The sequence below is a fragment of the Modestobacter sp. SSW1-42 genome (assembly GCF_046635825.1).
Taxonomy (GTDB): Bacteria; Actinomycetota; Actinomycetes; order Mycobacteriales; family Geodermatophilaceae; genus Modestobacter.
The window spans coordinates 513303-530188 of record NZ_JBISCA010000001.1 but is presented as its reverse complement, the minus strand read 5'-3'; the positions used below and the strand labels follow the sequence as shown (position 1 = coordinate 530188).

Genomic DNA, 16886 nt, shown 5'->3' with positions numbered 1-16886 from the left:
TCCTCACCGACTGCTGTCCGCTCAGCGCGCGTCCGGCTCACCGCCGTCCGGGCTCACCGCGCCTGCTCCTGGCTCACCGTGTGCGCTGAGCCAGGAGCACCGACGATCAGGTCACCTGATCCCGGCCGCGGACGGCGGTCAGCTGCGCAGCGCGCGGAGGACCCGCTTGCGGGCCTCGCCGGTGAGCCGGTCGACGAAGAGCCTGCCGTCGAGGTGGTCGACCTCGTGCTGCAGGCACCGCGCCAGCAGGCCGCTGCCCTCGATCCGCAGCGGCTCGCCGCGGACGTCGAAGCCCTCGGCGACGCAGTGCATGGCCCGCACGGTCGGCGCGTAGAGCCCGGGGATCGACAGGCAGCCCTCGTCGTCGTCCTGCGTCTCCTCCGACCGCTCGGTGATCACCGGGTTGACCATGTGCCCGATGACGCCGTCGACGTTGTAGGAGAACACCCGCAGGCCGACCCCGATCTGGGTGGCCGCGACCCCGGCCCGGCCGGGGTGGTCCACGGTGTCCTCGAGGTCGCGGACCAGCGCGGCGAGGTCCTTGTCGAACGCGCGGACCGGGTCGGCCGGGGTGCGCAGCACCGGGTCACCGATCTCGCGGATAAGGCGCACAGTCACCGGTGCATCCTGTCAGCTGCGAGCTGCGGTCAGCCGACCAGGACCATCTCGTCGCGGTGCACGACCTCGCGCCGGTGCTCCGGGTCCAGGTCGCCGGTCTTGCGGCCCAGCAGCGCGGGCAGCTCGCGGGCGTCGTAGGCGACCAGCCCGCGGGCGACGACCACGCCGTCCGGCCCGACCAGCTCGACCGGGTCGTCGGCGAGGAACTCGCCGGTCACCCCGGTGACGCCGGCGGCCAGCAGCGAGGCGTGCCGCTCCCGGACCGCCCGCACCGCACCGTCGTCGAGCAGCAGCCGCCCGCGGGGGCGGCTGGCGTACCGCAGCCAGAACTGCCGCGCCGAGGGACGCCGCCCGCTGGCGGCGAACAGCGTGCCCACCCGCTCCCCCGCCAGCGCGGCCGCGGCCTGCGGGGTCGAGGTCACGACGACGGGCACCCCGGCCTGGGCGGCGATGAGCGCCGCCTCGACCTTGGTGGCCATCCCGCCGGTGCCCACGCCGTTGCGGCTGGCCGAGCCCAGCGCCACCGCGGCGAGGTCGTCGGGGCCGTGCACGGTGTCGACCAGCTGGGCCGGTCCGGTGCGCGGGTCGCCGTCGTAGACGCCGTCGACGTCGGACAGCAGGACCAGCGCGTCGGCGACCGCGACGTGGGCGACCAGCGCGGCCAGCCGGTCGTTGTCGCCGAACCGGATCTCCTCGGTGGCCACCGTGTCGTTCTCGTTGACGATCGGCAGGACGCCGAGGGCCAGCAGCCGCTCGATGGTCTGCTGGGCGTTGCGGTAGTGGCTGCGCCGGGTGAGGTCGTTGGCGGTGAGCAGCACCTGCCCGACGGTCACCCCGTGGCCGGCGAAGGCGTCGGCGTAGGTCTGCACCAGCCGCAGCTGCCCGACACTGGCCGCGGCCTGCGCGGTGGCCAGGTCGCGCGGCCGCCCGGTGAGCGACAGCGGCGCCAGCCCGGCCGCGATCGCGCCGGAGGACACCAGCACGACCTGGCGGCCGGCGGCCCGCAGCGCCCCGAGGACGTCGACCAGCGCGCGCAGCCGGTCGACGTCCAGCCCCCCGGGCAGGGTGGTCAGGGACGAGGAACCGACCTTGACCACCACCCGGGAGGCGGCGGCGACGTCTGCCCGCGTGCTCACGTGGCGGCGTCGCCCTCGATGAGGTCGGCGTCGATCCACCCGTCGGCGTCGGCGAGCTCGTAGGGCAGCCGGCGGGCCTTCTTGGCCGCCAGCCGCTCGTCGGCGCTCGGCCGGGCGTTGTCCTCCAGGCGCACGTCGGTGCCGCGGCCGCCCAGGCCCGCGGTCTCCTCGATGGTGAGGGTGCCCGCGGGGAGGGTCGGCTCCCAGTCGAAGGTGACGTCGCCGACGGTGATCGCGTCGCCGGGGACGGCGCCGGCCTTGGCCAGCGCCTCCTCGACGCCGAGGCGGTTGAGCCGGTCGGCGAGGTAGCCGACGGCCTCGTCGTTGTTGAAGTCGGTCTGCTTGATCCAGCGCTCGACCCGGGTGCCCAGCACCAGCCAGCCGTCGGTGCGCGGGTCGGGCTGGACGGTGAAGCCGCCGTCGTCGACCGCACGCGGGGTGAGCGTGATGCGCACCGGCTCGACCTCGGGCAGCGCGGCGCGGTGCTCCTCGACGGCGCGCGCCAGGGCGTAGCCCAGCTCGGTGAGGCCCTCGTGGGTGGCGACGCTGACCGGGAACACCTGCAGCCCGCGCTCCTCGAGCGAGGTGCGCACCAGGTCGACCAGCTCACGGGCGTCGGGCACGTCGATCTTGTTGAGGACGGCGATCCGCAGCCGGCCCACCAGGTCGAGCTCCTCGCCGCCGTACTCGCGCAACTCGTGCTCGAGGGCGTCGATGTCGCTCTCCGGGTCGCGTCCGGGCTCCATGGTGGCCATGTCGACGACGTGCACCAGCACGGCGCAGCGCTCGACGTGGCGGAGGAACTGCAGCCCCAGGCCCTTGCCGGTCGACGCGCCGGGGATCAGCCCGGGGACGTCGGCCATCGTGTAGGTGACGTCGCCGGAGCGGACCACGCCCAGCTGCGGCACCAGCGTGGTGAACGGGTAGTCGGCGATCTTCGGCCGGGCTGCGGACATGGCGGCCACCAGCGAGGACTTGCCCGCCGACGGGTAGCCGACCAGGCCGACGTCGGCGATGCTCTTGAGCTCCAGCACGGCGTCGACGGACTCGCCGGGCTCACCGAGCAGCGCGAAGCCGGGGGCCTTGCGGCGGGCGTTGGCCAGCGCGGCGTTGCCGAGCCCGCCCTTGCCGCCGCGGGCCAGCACCAGCCGCGTGCCGGCGCCCACCAGGTCGGCGACGACCTCGCCCCCGATGGAGACCACCGTGCCCGGCGGCACCTTGAGCACGCGCTCCTCGCCGCGACCGCCGTTCTTGTAGTCACCGGCGGCCTGCCGGCCGTTGCCCGCCTTCTGGTGCGGCGAGTGGTGGTAGTCCAGCAGGGTGTGCACGTTGGGGTCGACCTCGAGGACGACGTCCCCGCCGTCGCCGCCGTTGCCCCCGTCGGGTCCGCCGAGGGGCTTGAACTTCTCGCGGTGCACGGAGCTCACGCCGTGCGCCCCGTTGCCGGCGGTCACGTGGACGGTCACCCGGTCGACGAAAGCGGCCATGGTCGCCGCCTCTCTCTGGAAGGACCCGGTCCACCCGACCCGCGGGCCGGGCCTCGGAACGGGGCTGGAATGGGAAACGGGTGGCGGCGCCGATGTCGGCACCGCCACCCGCTCAGTACTGGATGGCCTCCCTCACGGGGAGGCCCGTGCTCACGCGGAGACGGTCTCGCGGGCCTCGACGGCCGAGATCGCGATCTCGCGACGGCCACGACGGAACCCGAAGGTCACCGCGCCGGGGACGAGGGCGAACAGCGTGTCGTCCTTGCCGCGGCCGACGCCCAGACCCGGGTGGAAGTGGGTGCCGCGCTGGCGGACGATGATCTCGCCGGCCTTGACGACCTGGCCACCGAAGCGCTTGACGCCCAGGCGCTGGGCGTTGGAGTCGCGGCCGTTGCGGGACGACGATGCGCCCTTCTTGTGTGCCATGTCGTCAGCCCTTCGTGATGTCGCGGACCACGACGCTGGTCAGGGGCTGACGATGCCCCTGGCGCTTGTGGTAGCCCGTCTTGTTCTTGAACTTGTGGATGTGGATCTTCGGGCCCTTGCCGTGCTCGACGATCTCGCCGGTCACGGTGACCCCGGCGAGGGTCTGGGCGTCGGCGGTGACGGTGTCGCCGTCCACCAGGAGGATGGCCGGGAGGGTGACGGTGTCACCGGCCACCCCACTCAGGCGGTTGACGGTGAACGTGTCACCCACACCCACCTTGTGCTGCGTTCCACCGGCCTTGACGACTGCGTACACCACTGACTCCTCGATCGGTTCCTGTATCCAGCACTGTGTCCTGCGCACACCCCGGCGCGCGGCCGAGTGCTGGACGGTCGTCCGCCGACGCGACGCACCCACAGGTGGCCTGTCGTGGCGGAGCAACCCGTCCAGCGTACCCGAGCGGCGGTGTCCGGGTCGAACCCCTCCTGCCCGCCGCCCCGGCGTGCGGGGCGGCGGGCAGCAGGGTCAGCTCAGACGGCGGGCGGACCGGCCGGCCGCGAGGCCGCCCGGCGACGCCGCGGGCGGGCCACCGGCGGCGCCTCGGGGGCCACCGGCTCGGCGACCGCCAGCGGCGAGACCACCACGGCCGGCTCCGCCGGGGGCTCCTCGACCGCGGGCGCCCCGGTCGGGGCCTCCTCGGTCGGGACCTGCCCGACCGGCGCGTCGGTGGGCGTCTCCTCCAGCAGCGTCTCGCCGGTCAGCGACTCCACCGACACCGGCGGGGCACCGGGCTCGGTGCTCGCCTCCGACGCCGCCTCGGTCTCGGCGACCACCGCGGCCAGCACGGTGTCCGGCGTGGTGTGCTCGGCGGGCTGGTCGGCCGGCTGCTCGTCCGGGGCCGAGGTCACCGGGGTGTCCTCGGCCGCGCGGGCCTCGGCCGACTGACCGCGACCGCGGCGGCCGCGGCTGCGACGTCCGCTGCGCCCCTCGGTGACCGGCTCGGCGTCGGCGATCTCGGCCGGCTCGGCGGCGGGCTCCGCGGCGGGCTCGGCGACGGCCGTGCCACCGCCGAGGGCGAGGGCGTCGGCCAGCTCCCAGCCGGCGGCGGGGTCCTCACGGCGCGAGGGCTCGCGGCGCGACGCCCCACGGCGCCGCCCGCCGTCCCGGCGCTGGTCGTCCCCGTCGGTCCCGGCCGGGGCCTCGGCGACGACCGGCTCGGCCGGCACCTCGGCGACGGGTGTCTCGGCGACGGGCTGCTCGACGGCGGGCGTCCCGGCGACCGGGGCCTCGACCGACGGCGGCTCGGAGACCGGGCCGACGTCGACCGTGTCGACCGCGGCGGTCTCGGCGGCGGCGTCCTGCTGGCCGCCGTTGCGCCGGCCCTCGCCCTTGCCGCCGCGGTTGCGGCCGCCACCGCCGGCGTCACCGCCCCCGTTGCCGTTGCCGTTGCGCTTCTTGTCCTCCGGCTGGTCGAGGTGCACCAGCACCCCGCGCCCGCGGCAGTGCTCGCACGGCTCGGAGAACACCTCGAGCAGGCCCTGGCCGACCCGCTTGCGGGTCATCTGCACCAGGCCCAGCGAGGTCACCTCGGCGACCTGGTGCTTGGTGCGGTCACGCCCCAGGCACTCGGTGAGCCGCCGCAGCACGAGGTCGCGGTTGCTCTCCAGGACCATGTCGATGAAGTCGATGACGATGATCCCGCCGATGTCACGCAGCCGGAGCTGGCGGACGATCTCCTCGGCGGCCTCGATGTTGTTGCGGGTGACGGTCTGCTCGAGGTTGCCGCCCGAGCCCACGAACTTGCCGGTGTTGACGTCGACGACCGTCATCGCCTCGGTGCGGTCGATGACCAGCGAGCCACCCGAGGGCAGCCACACCTTGCGGTCGAGGGCCTTCATCAGCTGCTCGTCGATGCGCAGGTCGCGGAAGACGTCGCCGGTGCCGGTGTAGCGCTGCAGCCGCTGCGACAGCTCCGGGGAGACGTGGGCGACGTAGGCCTCCACGGTGTCCCAGGCGTCGTCGCCCTGCACGACCAGCCGCTTGAAGTCCTCGTTGAAGACGTCGCGGATGACCCGGATCGCCAGGTCGGGCTCGCCGTAGAGCAGCGTCGGGGCGGACGAGGTCGAGGCGGCCTTGGTCTGGATGACCTCCCACTGCGCCTGCAGACGGGACACGTCGCGGGTGAGCTCCTCCTCCGAGGCGCCCTCCGCGGCCGTGCGGATGATCACGCCGGCGTCGTCCGGGACGATCTTCTTGAGGATGTCCTTGAGCCGGGTGCGCTCCTTGTCCGGCAGCTTGCGGCTGATGCCGGTCATCGAGCCACCGGGCACGTAGACCAGGAAGCGGCCGGGCAGGTTGACCTGCTGGGTCAGCCGGGCGCCCTTGTGCCCGATCGGGTCCTTGGTGACCTGCACCAGGACCTTGTCGCCGGACTTCAGCGCGGTCTCGATCGACCGGGACTTGCCGGACAGGCCGGCGGCGTCCCAGTTGACCTCACCGGCGTACAGGACGGCGTTGCGGCCCTTGCCGATGTCGACGAACGCGGCCTCCATGCTCGGGAGCACGTTCTGCACCCGGCCGAGGTAGACGTTGCCGGCGAAGGACGTCGACTGCGCCTGGGTCACGTAGTGCTCGACCAGGACGTCGTCCTCGAGGACGGCGATCTGGGTGCGCTCGCCCTGCTGGCGGATGACCATGGCGCGGTCGACGGCCTCGCGGCGGGCCAGGAACTCGGACTCGGACAGGATCGGCGCGCGCTTGCGGCCCCCGTCGCGGCCCTCGCGGCGGCGCTGGCGCTTGGCCTCCAGGCGGGTGGAGCCGGCCACGCCGCGGACGTCGTCGTCGCTGGAGGTGCGGCCGTTGCGGCCGGCCCGCTCCGGACGGTCGTCGGTGTCCTCGGGGGTGTCCTCGGCGCCGGCCTCACCCGCGCTGCCCCGGCGACGGCGGCGACGGCGACGGCGGGTGCTCGAGCCGCCGGCCTCCGCGGAGTCCTCGTCGTCGGACTCCTCGGCGTCGGTGGTCTCCTCGGGCTCCTCGGCCCGCTCGGCGCCGGCGTCCTGCGGCGTCTCGACATCGTCGTCCGCGTCGGTGTCGACCGCGTCGTCGCCGGTGCGGCCACGACCGCGGCCCCGGCGGCCCCGACGGCGGCGGCGGCTGCCCGAGGCACCACCGTCCTCACCGTCGCGGTCGTCGCGGTCGTCGCGGTCGTCGTCGTCGGCGTCGGTCTCGTCGGCGTCGGTCACCGTGAGGTCGATCGGCTCGACGTCCTCGACCTCGACGGTCTCGGCCACGACCTCCTCGACGACCTCGCGGCGCCGGCTGCGCGAACGGCGCGGCGGGGCGGGCTCGTCGTCGCGGTCGTCGGCTCCGGCGGGCGACTCGACCGGGGCCTCGACCGGGGACTCGGCGGCCGCGCGGCGGCTGCGCCGGCGGGGGGTGGCGACCTCGGGCTCGGGGGCCACGAAGGTCACGAACGCCGGCACGGTCGGGGTCACCGGCTTCGGCGGCTCGACGGAGTCCGGGTCGGCGGCCAGTGCGGGGCGGGTGGCCCGGCGGCGCGGCCGGGCGGTGACGGTGGTGGGCTCGGGCGAGCTGAACTGCGCGCCGAAGCGGGGCAGCTCCGGCTCGTGCTCGGGCTCGGGCCGGCGCACCGGCGGGGCCCAGGCGTCGGGCACCGGGAGCGGCTCGGCGTCCTCCGCGGCAGCCGGCTTCTCGGCGGTGGCCGGCTCCTCGACGGTGGCCGGACCGGCGACGTCGGCCGCGTCCTGCGCGGGGGCGTCCGCGGGGTCCTCCCCCGGCTCCTTCGGCAGCGCGGCCTCGTCGGCCGCCTCCGGCTCCTCGGCCGGCTCGGCCTCCTCGACCGGCGGCGCCGGGTCGGCGGCGGGCTCGGCGGTGCCGGCCCCGGGGCTGGGCGACCCGTCCGGGGCGCCGGCGGCGGCCGCTCCCGGTCCGGTCTGTGCGGTGGTCTCGTCGTCGACGTGGTCGGCCACTGAGGGCTCGCCTCCTGTGCGTCCCCGGGCGCCGATCGTCTCCGACTGGCGGCCGCGCAGGGACGCGGGTTGGGCGGTTCGGGCGGCCGCGGTGTGCGGCGCAGCCCTCCCCGCGAAGTCTTGGTCGCGCCCCGGCCGGTGCGGCAGGGGCCCGGTGGTGCAGCGTGCGCGGAGCAGGTGGTGCGGTGGTGCAGGTCTGCGGTGGTGCAGGTCTGCGGTGGTGCGAGTCTGCGGTGGTGCGGAGCTCGGGTGGTGCTGTGTCACGGCTGGCAGACGTGACGCGGGCACGACGTCCGGCGTCCGGCTCCGCCGGTCAGACCGGCGTGCTCTCCTCCTGGGGGGAGGAACGCACCGCGCGGTCGGGCCCGAGCGGATCGGCGACGTCACCGCTGTCGTCGAGCCGGCCCTGCGCCTCACGCACGGCCCGGGGGGGCAACGGCGGGCGCAGGTCGGCGACGACAGCCAGAGCGGCCATCACGTCGTCCGGTCGGACGGTCGGCGTGAGCTGCCGTACGACCACCGTGAGTATGGCACAACCTGCCTCCTCGGTGACCGCAGCGCCGACCACGGCCGCCCGGGCGTCGATGTCCTTGAGGCCGTTCTTGGTGCGCTTGGCGACCGTCACGACGTCGCGGGAGAGCAGCTCCTGCACCGCCGCGGCCAGCTCGCCGGTGTCGACGCCGGGCAGGTCGATCCGCCAGCGGGTGGCGTCGAGCCGGTCGGCCAGCGACCCGCTGCCCTCGACCGCCTCCACGCACTCGAGGACGTCGATGCCCGGCGGGAGCGAGGCGTCGAGCGCGGCCCGCACCTGCTCGGGGTCGCGGCGGGCCGACAGGCCGATCTCGAAGTACTCGGCCTCGGAGGCCGCGCCGGTGGGTGCGGCCCCCATGTAGGAGATCTTCGGGTGCGGGCTGAAACCGGCGGAGAAGGCCATCGGCACCTGCGCCCGGCGCAGCGCGCGCTCCAGGGCACGCGCCAGGTCGCGGTGCGAGGCGAACCGCAGCGGACCGCGCTTGGTGTAGCGCAGCCGCAGCTTCTGCACGGTCGGGGGCGGCGGCGGACCGTCGGGCGTGCGGGCCATCAGTGCGTGTGCACGGGGTCGGACACGGCCGCGTCGGCGTGCACGTCCACCTGGGGACGCGCACCGACGACGGCCAGCGGGATCAGGCTGCGACCGGTGGGGCCGATCTGGATCTCGGTGCCCATGGTCGGGCAGACCCCGCAGTCGTAGCAGCCGGTCCAGCGGCAGTCGCCCACCTCGTCCTCGGAGATGGCGTCCTGCCAGTCGTCCCAGAGCCACTCCTTGTCCAGGCCGGAGTCCAGGTGGTCCCAGGGCAGCACCTCGTGCTCGGTGCGCTCACGGGTCGTGTACCAGTCCAGGTCGACGCCGAAGGGGGCGAGCTCCTCGGTGGCCGCGGTGCGCCACCGGTCGTAGGAGAAGTGCTCGCTCCACCCGTCGAAGTGGCCGCCGTCGCGCCACACCCGCTCGATGACCCGGCCCACCCGGCGATCGCCGCGGGAGAGCAGTCCCTCGATCACGCCGGGCTTGCCGTCGTGGTAGCGCAGGCCGATGGAGCGACCGATCCGGCGGTCGGCGTTGATCGCGTCGCGCAGCACCTTCAGCCGGTGGTCGATGGTCTCCGCACTCGCCTGGGCGGCCCACTGGAAGGGGGTGTGCGGCTTGGGCACGAAGCCACCGATGGACACGGTGCAGCGGATGTCCTTGGAGCCGCTGGCCTCGCGGCCGGCGCGGATGACCTCGACCGCCAGCTCGGCGATCTCCAGGACGTCCTCGTCGGTCTCGGTGGGCAGACCGCACATGAAGTACAGCTTCACCTGGCGCCAGCCGTTGGCGTAGGCCGTGGTGACCGTGCGGACCAGGTCCTCCTTGGACACGGTCTTGTTGATCACCCGGCGGATGCGCTCGCTGCCGCCCTCGGGGGCGAAGGTGAGGCCCGACCGGCGGCCGTTGCGGGACAGCTCGTTGGCCAGCGTCACGTTGAACGCGTCGACCCGGGTGCTGGGCAGGCTCAGGCCGGTGTTGGTGCCCTCGTAGCGGTCGGCGAGCTCCTTGGCCAGCTGTCCGATCTCGGAGTGGTCGGCGCTGCTCAGCGAGAGCAGGCCCACCTCCTCGTAGCCGGTGGCCCGGAGGCCGGCGTCGACCATCGAGCCGATGCCGGTGATCGTGCGCTCGCGGACCGGGCGGGTGATCATCCCGGCCTGGCAGAACCGGCAGCCACGGGTGCAGCCGCGGAAGATCTCGACGCTCATCCGCTCGTGCACGCTCTCGGCGAGCGGCACCAGCGGCTGCTTCGGGTAGGGCCACTCGTCGAGGTCCATGACGGTGCGCTTGCTGACCCGCGGCGGGACGTCGTCGCGGGTGCGCAGGACCTCGGCGATCGTGCCGTCGGCGCCGTAGGTGACGGCGTAGAAGCGGGGGACGTAGACGCCCTCGACGCGCGCCAGCCGGGCCAGCAGCTCGACCCGCCCGCCGGGACGGCCCTGCTCCTTCCAGGCGGCGACGACGTCGGTGATGTCGCCGACGACCTGCTCGCCGTCACCCAGGACGGCACAGTCGACGAAGTCGCTGACCGGCTCGGGGTTGAAGGCGGCGTGCCCGCCGGCGACGACGACCGGGTGGCTCTCGTCGCGGTCGACCGCGTGCAGCGGGACCCCGGCCAGGTCGAGGGCCTCGAGCAGGTTGGTGTAGCCCAGCTCGGTGGCGAAGCTGACGCCGAGCAGGTCGAAGTCGCGGACCGGGCGGTGGGCGTCGACGGTGAACTGGCCGACGCCGGCCTCCCGCATCAGCCCGGCGAGGTCGGGCCAGACGGCGTAGGTGCGCTCGGCCAGGGCGTCGGGGCGCTCGTTGAGCACCTCGTACAGGATCATGAGGCCCTGGTTGGGCACCCCGACCTCGTAGGCGTCCGGGTACATCAGCGCCCAGTGGACGGCGACGGACTCCCACGGCTTGACCGTGGAGTTGAGCTCACCGCCCACGTACTGGATGGGCTTCTGCACCTGGGCGAACAGCGGCTCGAGGCGGGGGTAGAGAGACTCGACAGTCATGGCCCCACCAGGGTAGCCGCTCCCCCGGGGGGCCAAAGTCGCGACTTTGGCCCCCGGGGGGTCAGGACAGGCCGGGGAAGAAGAGCGCGATCTCGCGGGCGGCGGACTCGGGCGAGTCCGAGCCGTGCACGATGTTCGACTGGACCTCGAGGGCGAAGTCGCCGCGGATGGTGCCGGGAGCGGCCTTGACCGGGTCGGTGGCGCCGGCGAGCGCGCGGAACGCCTCGATGGCGCGCGGGCCCTCGACGACCAGGGCCAGCAGCGGCGCGCTGGTGATGAACTCGACGAGCGAGCCGAAGAACGGGCGCTCGCGGTGCTCGCCGTAGTGCTCCTCGGCGACCTCGACGGTCAGGGTGCGCAGCTCGGCGGCGACCAGGCGCAGGCCCTTGGCCTCGAGGCGGGCGACGACCTGGCCGACCAGGCCGCGGGCCACGCCGTCGGGCTTGACCAGGACCAGCGAACGCTCAGCAGTGGGTGCAGACACGCGGCGCAGAGTACGGGACGCGGAACGTCAACCTTGGTTGACAAGCTGGCGACGTCAACCTACGTTGACGTCATGGCCACCACCACCGACGTCACCACCGCAGCAGCGGCCGACGACCCGGACACCGGCCTGCGCGCCGTCCGCGCCCTGCGCGAGCTCGCCGACCGGCTCGAGGTGCTGCAGGTCGGCAGCGCCCGGGCCCGCGGCTGGTCCTGGCAGCAGATCGCCGACGCCCTCGGGGTCAGCAAGCAGGCCGTCCACAAGAAGCACGCCACCTCGAGAAGGGACCGCTGACGTGTTCGAACGCTTCACCGACGAGGCCCGGTCGGCCGTCGTCCGCGCACAGGAGGAGGCGCGCGAGCTGCACGCCGACCGGGTCGAACCGGTGCACCTGCTGCTGGCGCTCACCCGGGACCCCGGGCGCGGGGGCACGGCCCTGGCGAGCGCGGGGGTCGACCACGCGACGCTCCGCGCCGCGCTCGCCCCCGGCGCCCTGGACGCCGAGGTCCTGGCCGCGGTCGGCGTGGACCTGGACGCGGTGCGGGCCACCACCGAGGCCGTCTTCGGGCCGGGCGCACTCGACCGCGGCCGCCGGGCGGTCAGCGGCCACATGCCCTTCGCCGACGGCAGCAAGCGGGCGCTGGAGGAGTCGCTCCGGGCCGCGGTGCGCCGCAAGGAGCGGCGGCTGGACAGCGGGCACCTGGTGCTCGGCGTCCTGGCGGTCGCCGATCCGACCGTCGTCCGTCTGCTCGCCGGGGTCCCCGGCGAGGGCGCAGCGGTGCGCACCGCACTCGGGGACACCTCAGCGGCCTGAGCTCGGGGAACGGCCCCGCTGCCACGACCCGCGTCGAGCGTGCGAGACGGGGGGGCAGCGGGGTCCTCGACTAGGCCCGCTGACCCTCGGTCAGGTCGAGCCGGGCCATGTGCCGCCACAGCTCCTGGTCCCGGTCGCTGAGGCCGTTCCAGCAGTCGTAGCTCGCGCGGGCGTGCAGCTCACGGGCGTGCCGCTCGACCAGGTCGCCGTGCACCTGGTGGCGGGTGCGGGCGGCGTACTCGACGATCGCCTGGCTGACCGGGCCGGCCAGGCCGATGGGGGGCTCACCGGCCTTCCGCTTCGCCGGTCCCTCCTGCTTGTGAGCGCTCGCGCAACAGCCGCTGTGGTGCTTCATGCCTGCCTCCGCTCTCCGCGTCGACCCCGTCGCTGGGGACCCCGCACGCCCACCATCGACCAGGGCCCGCGGAGACCGGAGGCCGGCCGCCCCGCCGCCCCCCGGACGGGTGACCCCGGCGGGAGTCAGTCGACGGGCGGTGACGGGGGCGCGGCGGGCACCGGCCCGAGCGCGGAGCCGAGCAGGTCCTTGCGCACCTGCAGCAGGTAGGCCCAGATGAGCGCGAACAGCCCGCCGACCAGCCACATCGCCGCGCCGAAGAAGCCGGTGAGCACCAGCGGCACCTGCAGGACCGTGCCGATCAACAGCCCGCGCGGCTTCCGCTGGATGCCGCTGGCCAGGATGAACAGCACGGCCAGCACGATGAGCACGGTGAGCCGGAAGCCGGTCAGCCCGTCGCCGCTCTGCGCGATGCCGCGCGGCACGAACAGGACGGCGATCCCCTCCAGCAGCAGGATGGCCGCCGCCGCTCCCCCGAGGGCCTTCCCGGCGCGGGCCGGGTCCGGCGCGGTCACTTCCGGCCCCCGGCCAGCAGCGTGCGGGCCTCCCCCGCGGTGACGACGCTGCCGGTGACCAGCACCCCGGAGCCGCCCAGGGCGTCGTCCGGGCCGGCCTCGGCCAGCTCGATCGCGGCCTCCAGGGCGTCGAAGAGCTGCGGGTGCACGCTCACCCGGTCGGCGCCGAAGACGTCGACGGCCAGCGCGCCCAGCTCGTCGGCCGGGATGGCGCGCGGCGAGCTGTTCTGGGTGACCACCAGCTCGGCGCACAGCCCCTCCAGCTCGGCGAGGATGCCGCCGACGTCCTTGCCCTGCACGCACCCCACCACTCCGACCACGCGGGTGAAGTCGAAGGACTCCCGCACGGCGGCGACGGTCGCGGCCATGCCGCCGGGGTTGTGCGCGGCGTCGACCAGCACCGCCGGCGAGGTGCGCACCCGCTCCAGCCGGCCGGGCGAGCGCACCGCGGCGAAGGACTCGCGGACGACGTCCTGCGCGACCGGGCCGGTGGCCGAGCCCGCACCCAGGAAGGCCTCGACGGCGGCCAGCGCCACCGCGGCGTTCTGCGCCTGGTGGGCGCCGAACAGCGGCAGGAAGACCTCGTCGTACTCCCCGCCCAGGCCCTGCAGCCGCACCTGCTGCCCACCGACGGCGACCTTGCGCTCCAGGACGCCGAACTCGGTGCCCTCGCGGGCGACGGTCGCGTCCACCTCGATCGCCCGGCGGACCAGCGCCTCCAGCGCGCCGGCCGGCTGGTGGGCGAGCACGGCGACGACGTCGATGCCGGGCAGCCCCTCCTCGGTGGGCGGCGCGGGCTTGATGATCCCGGCCTTCTCGGTGGCGATGCTGGCGACGTCCGGGCCCAGGTACTCGGCGTGGTCCATCGACACCGGGGTGACCACGGCGACCCGGGCGTCGGCGACGTTGGTCGCGTCCCAGGTGCCGCCCATGCCGACCTCGACCACCGCGACGTCCACCGGCGTCTCGGCGAAGGCCGCGTAGGCCATGGCGACGGTGACCTCGAAGAAGGACATCGGGACGTCGCTGCCGGCGTCGACCATCTGCACGTAGGGGGCGATGTCGTCGAAGACCTCGACGAAGCGCTCGGCACCGATCGGCTCGCCGTCCAGGACGATCCGCTCGCGCACGGACTCCAGGTGCGGGCTGGTGAACCGGCCCACGCGCAAGCCGAACCCGCGCAGCAGCTCGTCGACCATCCGCGCCGTCGTGGTCTTGCCGTTGGTGCCGGTGACCTGGACGACGGGGAAGGCGCGGTGCGGGGAGCCCAGCAGGTCCAGCAGCGCGGTGATGCGGGTCAGCGACGGTTCGAGACGGCTCTCCGGCCAGCGGGCGAGGAGCGCCTGCTCGACCCGGGCGAGGTCACGGGAAAGGGAGGTGCTCACCGCTCCTAGGATGCCAGTCATGGCAGCCGACACTCCCCCCCTGGACAGCACGGCCCCGGGAGCGACCGTCGGCGTACCCGACAAGCCCTCCCTGGACGGGCTGGAGTCGACCTGGACCGCCCGCTGGGCCGCCGACGACACCTACGGCTTCGACCGGGACGCCGCGCTCGCCGCCCCCCGGTCGCAGACCTACGCGATCGACACCCCGCCGCCCACCGCGAGCGGGTCACTGCACGTCGGGCACGTGTTCAGCTACACGCACACCGACATCGTCGCCCGCTACCAGCGGATGCGCGGCAAGCACGTGTTCTACCCGATGGGCTGGGACGACAACGGCCTGCCGACCGAGCGCCGGGTGCAGAACTACTACGGCGTGCGCTGCGACCCCTCGCTGCCCTACGACGCGGACTTCACCCCGCCGGAGAAGCCGGGCAAGGACCAGCTGCCCATCTCCCGGCGCAACTTCGTCGAGCTGTGCGAGCAGCTGACCGCCGTGGACGAGGAGGAGTTCGCGAAGTTGTGGCGCCGGGTCGGCCTGTCGGTCGACTGGTCCAACGTCTACCGCACGATCTCCGAGACCTCCCGGGCCACCGCGCAGCGGATGTTCCTGCACAACCTGGCCCGCGGCGAGGCCTACGCCCAGGAGGCGCCGACCCTCTGGGACGTCACCTTCCGCACCGCCGTCGCCCAGGCCGAGCTGGAGGACCGCGAGCGCCCGGGCGCCTACCACCGCGTCGGCTTCACCGGCTCCGAGGGCCCGGTGTTCATCGAGACCACCCGCCCCGAGCTGCTGCCGGCCTGCGTCGCCCTCGTCGCGCACCCGGACGACGCCCGGTACCAGCCGCTGTTCGGGAAGACCGTCCGCACGCCGCTGTTCGGCGTCGAGGTCCCGGTGCTCGCCCATCGCCTGGCCGAGCCGGACAAGGGCTCGGGCATCGCGATGATCTGCACCTTCGGCGACCTCAACGACGTCACCTGGTGGCGCGAGCTGCAGCTGCCGACCCGCGCCGTCATCGGCTGGGACGGCCGGTTCGTCGCCGACGCCCCCGCCGGCGTCCCGGCCGAGGTGTACGCCGAGCTGGCCGGCAAGACGTCCTTCAGCGCGCAGCAGCGGATCGTCGAGCTGCTCCGCGAGAGCGGCGACCTCGAGGGCGACCCGCGGCCGATCACCCACCAGGTGAAGTTCTTCGAGAAGGGCGAGCGCCCGCTGGAGATCGTCACCACCCGGCAGTGGTACATCCGCAACGGCGGCCGGGACGCCGACCTGCGCGCCGCGCTGCTGGAGCGGGGCAGGGAGATCCAGTGGGTGCCCGAGCACATGCGGCACCGCTACGAGAACTGGGTCGAGGGCCTCAACGGCGACTGGCTGGTCAGCCGGCAGCGGTTCTTCGGCGTCCCCTTCCCGATCTGGTACCGGCTGGACGCCGAGGGCGAGCCGGTCTACGACGAGCCGCTGCTGGCGCCCGAGGCGTCGCTGCCGGTCGACCCGTCCTCCGACGTGCCCGAGGGGTTCACCGAGGACCAGCGGGGCGTGCCCGGCGGGTTCATGGCCGACCCCGACGTCATGGACACCTGGGCGACGTCCTCCCTGTCGCCGCAGGTGGCGTCGGGCTGGGACACCGACGCCGAGCTGTTCGCGCACGTGTTCCCGATGGACCAGCGGCCGCAGGCGCACGACATCATCCGCACCTGGCTGTTCTCCACCGTCGTCCGCGCGCACTACGAGCACGGCACGGTGCCCTGGACGCACGCCACCATCTCCGGCTTCGTGGTCGACCCCGACCGCAAGAAGATGTCGAAGTCGAAGGGCAACGCGACCACGCCGATCGACGTGCTGGAGCGCTACGGCACCGACGCGGTGCGCTGGCGGGCCGCCGGTGCCCGGCCGGGTGCCGACAGCCCCTTCGACGAGGCGCAGATGAAGGTCGGCCGCCGGCTGGCCATGAAGATCCTCAACGTCGGCAAGTTCGTGCTGGGCCTGGGGGCGTCCCCGTCGCTGACCGCCGCGGACGTCACCGAGCCGATCGACCTGGGGCTGCTGGCGTCGCTGGCGCAGGTGGTCGAGGAGGCCACCGCCGCGATGGAGGCCTACAACTACACCCGGGCCCTCGAGGTCGCCGAGACCTTCTTCTGGTCGTTCTGCGACGACTACGTCGAGCTGGTCAAGACCCGGGCCTACCAGACCGATGCCGCGGCGGTCTCCGCGCAGGCCACGCTGGCGCTGGCGCTGTCGGTGCAGCTGCGGCTGTTCGCCCCGGTGCTGCCGTTCGTCACCGAGGAGGTCTGGTCCTGGTGGCAGAGCGGGTCGGTGCACCGCGCCCTGTGGCCGACCGCGAGCGAGCTGCCCACCGGCGGGGACACCGCGGTGCCGGTGGTCGCCGCCGACGCCCTGGCCGCGGTGCGCAAGGCGAAGTCCGAGGCGAAGCAGTCGATGCGCGCCGACGTCGCCTCGGCCACGGTGACCGCGCCGGCCGCGCAGGTGCCGCTGGTGGAGGCCGTTCGCCCCGACCTGGTGGCGGCCGGCCGGATCGCCGAGCTGACCGTCGTCGCCGGCGACGGCCCGTTGCGCGTCGACGTCGTCCTCGCCGAGGTGCCGGCCGAGGCCTGAGG

At 74.3% G+C, this 16886-nt stretch carries 15 protein-coding genes; 3 read left to right on the top strand and 12 right to left on the bottom strand.

What is annotated here, in order from left to right:
• Positions 1-138: 138 nt before the first annotated feature.
• The 9 genes from def to ndk form a co-directional block, all read right to left on the bottom strand.
• Complete coding sequence (gene def, locus ACGBYP_RS02645; protein WP_411581714.1) at positions 139-618, bottom strand: peptide deformylase; 480 nt, start codon at positions 616-618, stop codon at positions 139-141.
• Between the two features lie 29 nt (positions 619-647).
• Positions 648-1754, bottom strand: coding sequence for a glutamate 5-kinase (proB, locus tag ACGBYP_RS02640; protein WP_411581713.1), 1107 nt, complete (start codon positions 1752-1754; stop codon positions 648-650).
• The gene (gene obgE / locus ACGBYP_RS02635; RefSeq protein ID WP_411581712.1) at positions 1751-3241 is read right to left on the bottom strand and encodes a GTPase ObgE; all 1491 of its coding nucleotides are present in this window, start codon (positions 3239-3241) and stop codon (positions 1751-1753) included. The genes proB and obgE overlap by 4 nt, the downstream gene beginning before the upstream one ends.
• Positions 3242-3391: 150 nt before the next feature.
• Entirely contained in the window at positions 3392-3667 is a 276-nt protein-coding gene (gene rpmA / locus ACGBYP_RS02630; protein ID WP_411581711.1) for a 50S ribosomal protein L27, read from the bottom strand.
• Between the two features lie 4 nt (positions 3668-3671).
• Positions 3672-3983 carry a 50S ribosomal protein L21 gene (gene rplU / locus ACGBYP_RS02625; RefSeq protein ID WP_411581710.1) on the bottom strand — a complete coding sequence of 104 codons (312 nt, stop codon included), beginning with the start codon at positions 3981-3983 and terminating at the stop codon, positions 3672-3674.
• Between the two features lie 215 nt (positions 3984-4198).
• Positions 4199-7657, bottom strand: coding sequence for an Rne/Rng family ribonuclease (locus ACGBYP_RS02620; protein WP_411581709.1), 3459 nt, complete (start codon positions 7655-7657; stop codon positions 4199-4201).
• A gap of 313 nt (positions 7658-7970) precedes the next feature.
• On the bottom strand, positions 7971-8738 hold the full coding sequence (locus tag ACGBYP_RS02615) for a TIGR03936 family radical SAM-associated protein (protein WP_411581708.1): 768 nt from the start codon (positions 8736-8738) through the stop codon (positions 7971-7973).
• Positions 8738-10723, bottom strand: a complete 1986-nt coding sequence (locus tag ACGBYP_RS02610; protein WP_411581707.1) for a TIGR03960 family B12-binding radical SAM protein — start codon at positions 10721-10723, stop codon at positions 8738-8740. Before ACGBYP_RS02610 ends, ACGBYP_RS02615 begins: the two co-directional genes overlap by 1 nt.
• Positions 10724-10784: 61 nt before the next feature.
• Positions 10785-11207 carry a nucleoside-diphosphate kinase gene (gene ndk, locus ACGBYP_RS02605; RefSeq protein WP_411581706.1) on the bottom strand — a complete coding sequence of 141 codons (423 nt, stop codon included), beginning with the start codon at positions 11205-11207 and terminating at the stop codon, positions 10785-10787.
• Between the two features lie 72 nt (positions 11208-11279).
• Here ndk and ACGBYP_RS02600 point away from each other — a divergent pair, with 72 nt between their 5' ends.
• Positions 11280-11501: a helix-turn-helix domain-containing protein gene (locus tag ACGBYP_RS02600; protein ID WP_411581705.1), complete on the top strand. Its 222-nt coding sequence runs from the start codon at positions 11280-11282 to the stop codon at positions 11499-11501.
• Between the two features lies 1 nt (position 11502).
• The gene (locus tag ACGBYP_RS02595) at positions 11503-12021 is read left to right on the top strand and encodes a Clp protease N-terminal domain-containing protein (RefSeq protein ID WP_411581704.1); all 519 of its coding nucleotides are present in this window, start codon (positions 11503-11505) and stop codon (positions 12019-12021) included.
• Between the two features lie 70 nt (positions 12022-12091).
• Here ACGBYP_RS02595 and ACGBYP_RS02590 read toward each other — a convergent pair whose 3' ends face one another.
• The 3 genes from ACGBYP_RS02590 to ACGBYP_RS02580 all read right to left on the bottom strand — a co-directional run bounded on the left by ACGBYP_RS02590 (position 12092) and on the right by ACGBYP_RS02580 (position 14276).
• Positions 12092-12376, bottom strand: coding sequence for a hypothetical protein (locus tag ACGBYP_RS02590; protein ID WP_411581703.1), 285 nt, complete (start codon positions 12374-12376; stop codon positions 12092-12094).
• Positions 12377-12501: 125 nt separating this feature from the next.
• Positions 12502-12891: a DUF4233 domain-containing protein gene (locus tag ACGBYP_RS02585; protein WP_411581702.1), complete on the bottom strand. Its 390-nt coding sequence runs from the start codon at positions 12889-12891 to the stop codon at positions 12502-12504.
• Positions 12888-14276: a bifunctional folylpolyglutamate synthase/dihydrofolate synthase gene (locus ACGBYP_RS02580; protein ID WP_411581701.1), complete on the bottom strand. Its 1389-nt coding sequence runs from the start codon at positions 14274-14276 to the stop codon at positions 12888-12890. Before ACGBYP_RS02580 ends, ACGBYP_RS02585 begins: the two co-directional genes overlap by 4 nt.
• Positions 14277-14295: 19 nt before the next feature.
• Here ACGBYP_RS02580 and valS point away from each other — a divergent pair, with 19 nt between their 5' ends.
• Positions 14296-16884, top strand: a complete 2589-nt coding sequence (gene valS / locus ACGBYP_RS02575) for a valine--tRNA ligase (RefSeq protein ID WP_411581700.1) — start codon at positions 14296-14298, stop codon at positions 16882-16884.
• Positions 16885-16886: the final 2 nt, after the last annotated feature.

What these genes read in the sequence shown, in the direction of transcription:
- ACGBYP_RS02590 (WP_411581703.1), bottom strand. Translation starts at nt 12,376, where the DNA reads ATGAAGCACCACAGCGGCTGTTGCGCGAGCGCTCACAAGCAGGAGGGA.
- ACGBYP_RS02610 (WP_411581707.1), bottom strand. Translation starts at nt 10,723, where the DNA reads ATGACTGTCGAGTCTCTCTACCCCCGCCTCGAGCCGCTGTTCGCCCAG.
- rpmA (WP_411581711.1), bottom strand. Translation starts at nt 3,667, where the DNA reads ATGGCACACAAGAAGGGCGCATCGTCGTCCCGCAACGGCCGCGACTCC.
- obgE (WP_411581712.1), bottom strand. Translation starts at nt 3,241, where the DNA reads ATGGCCGCTTTCGTCGACCGGGTGACCGTCCACGTGACCGCCGGCAAC.
- ACGBYP_RS02600 (WP_411581705.1), top strand. Translation starts at nt 11,280, where the DNA reads ATGGCCACCACCACCGACGTCACCACCGCAGCAGCGGCCGACGACCCG.
- ACGBYP_RS02615 (WP_411581708.1), bottom strand. Translation starts at nt 8,738, where the DNA reads ATGGCCCGCACGCCCGACGGTCCGCCGCCGCCCCCGACCGTGCAGAAG.
- valS (WP_411581700.1), top strand. Translation starts at nt 14,296, where the DNA reads ATGGCAGCCGACACTCCCCCCCTGGACAGCACGGCCCCGGGAGCGACC.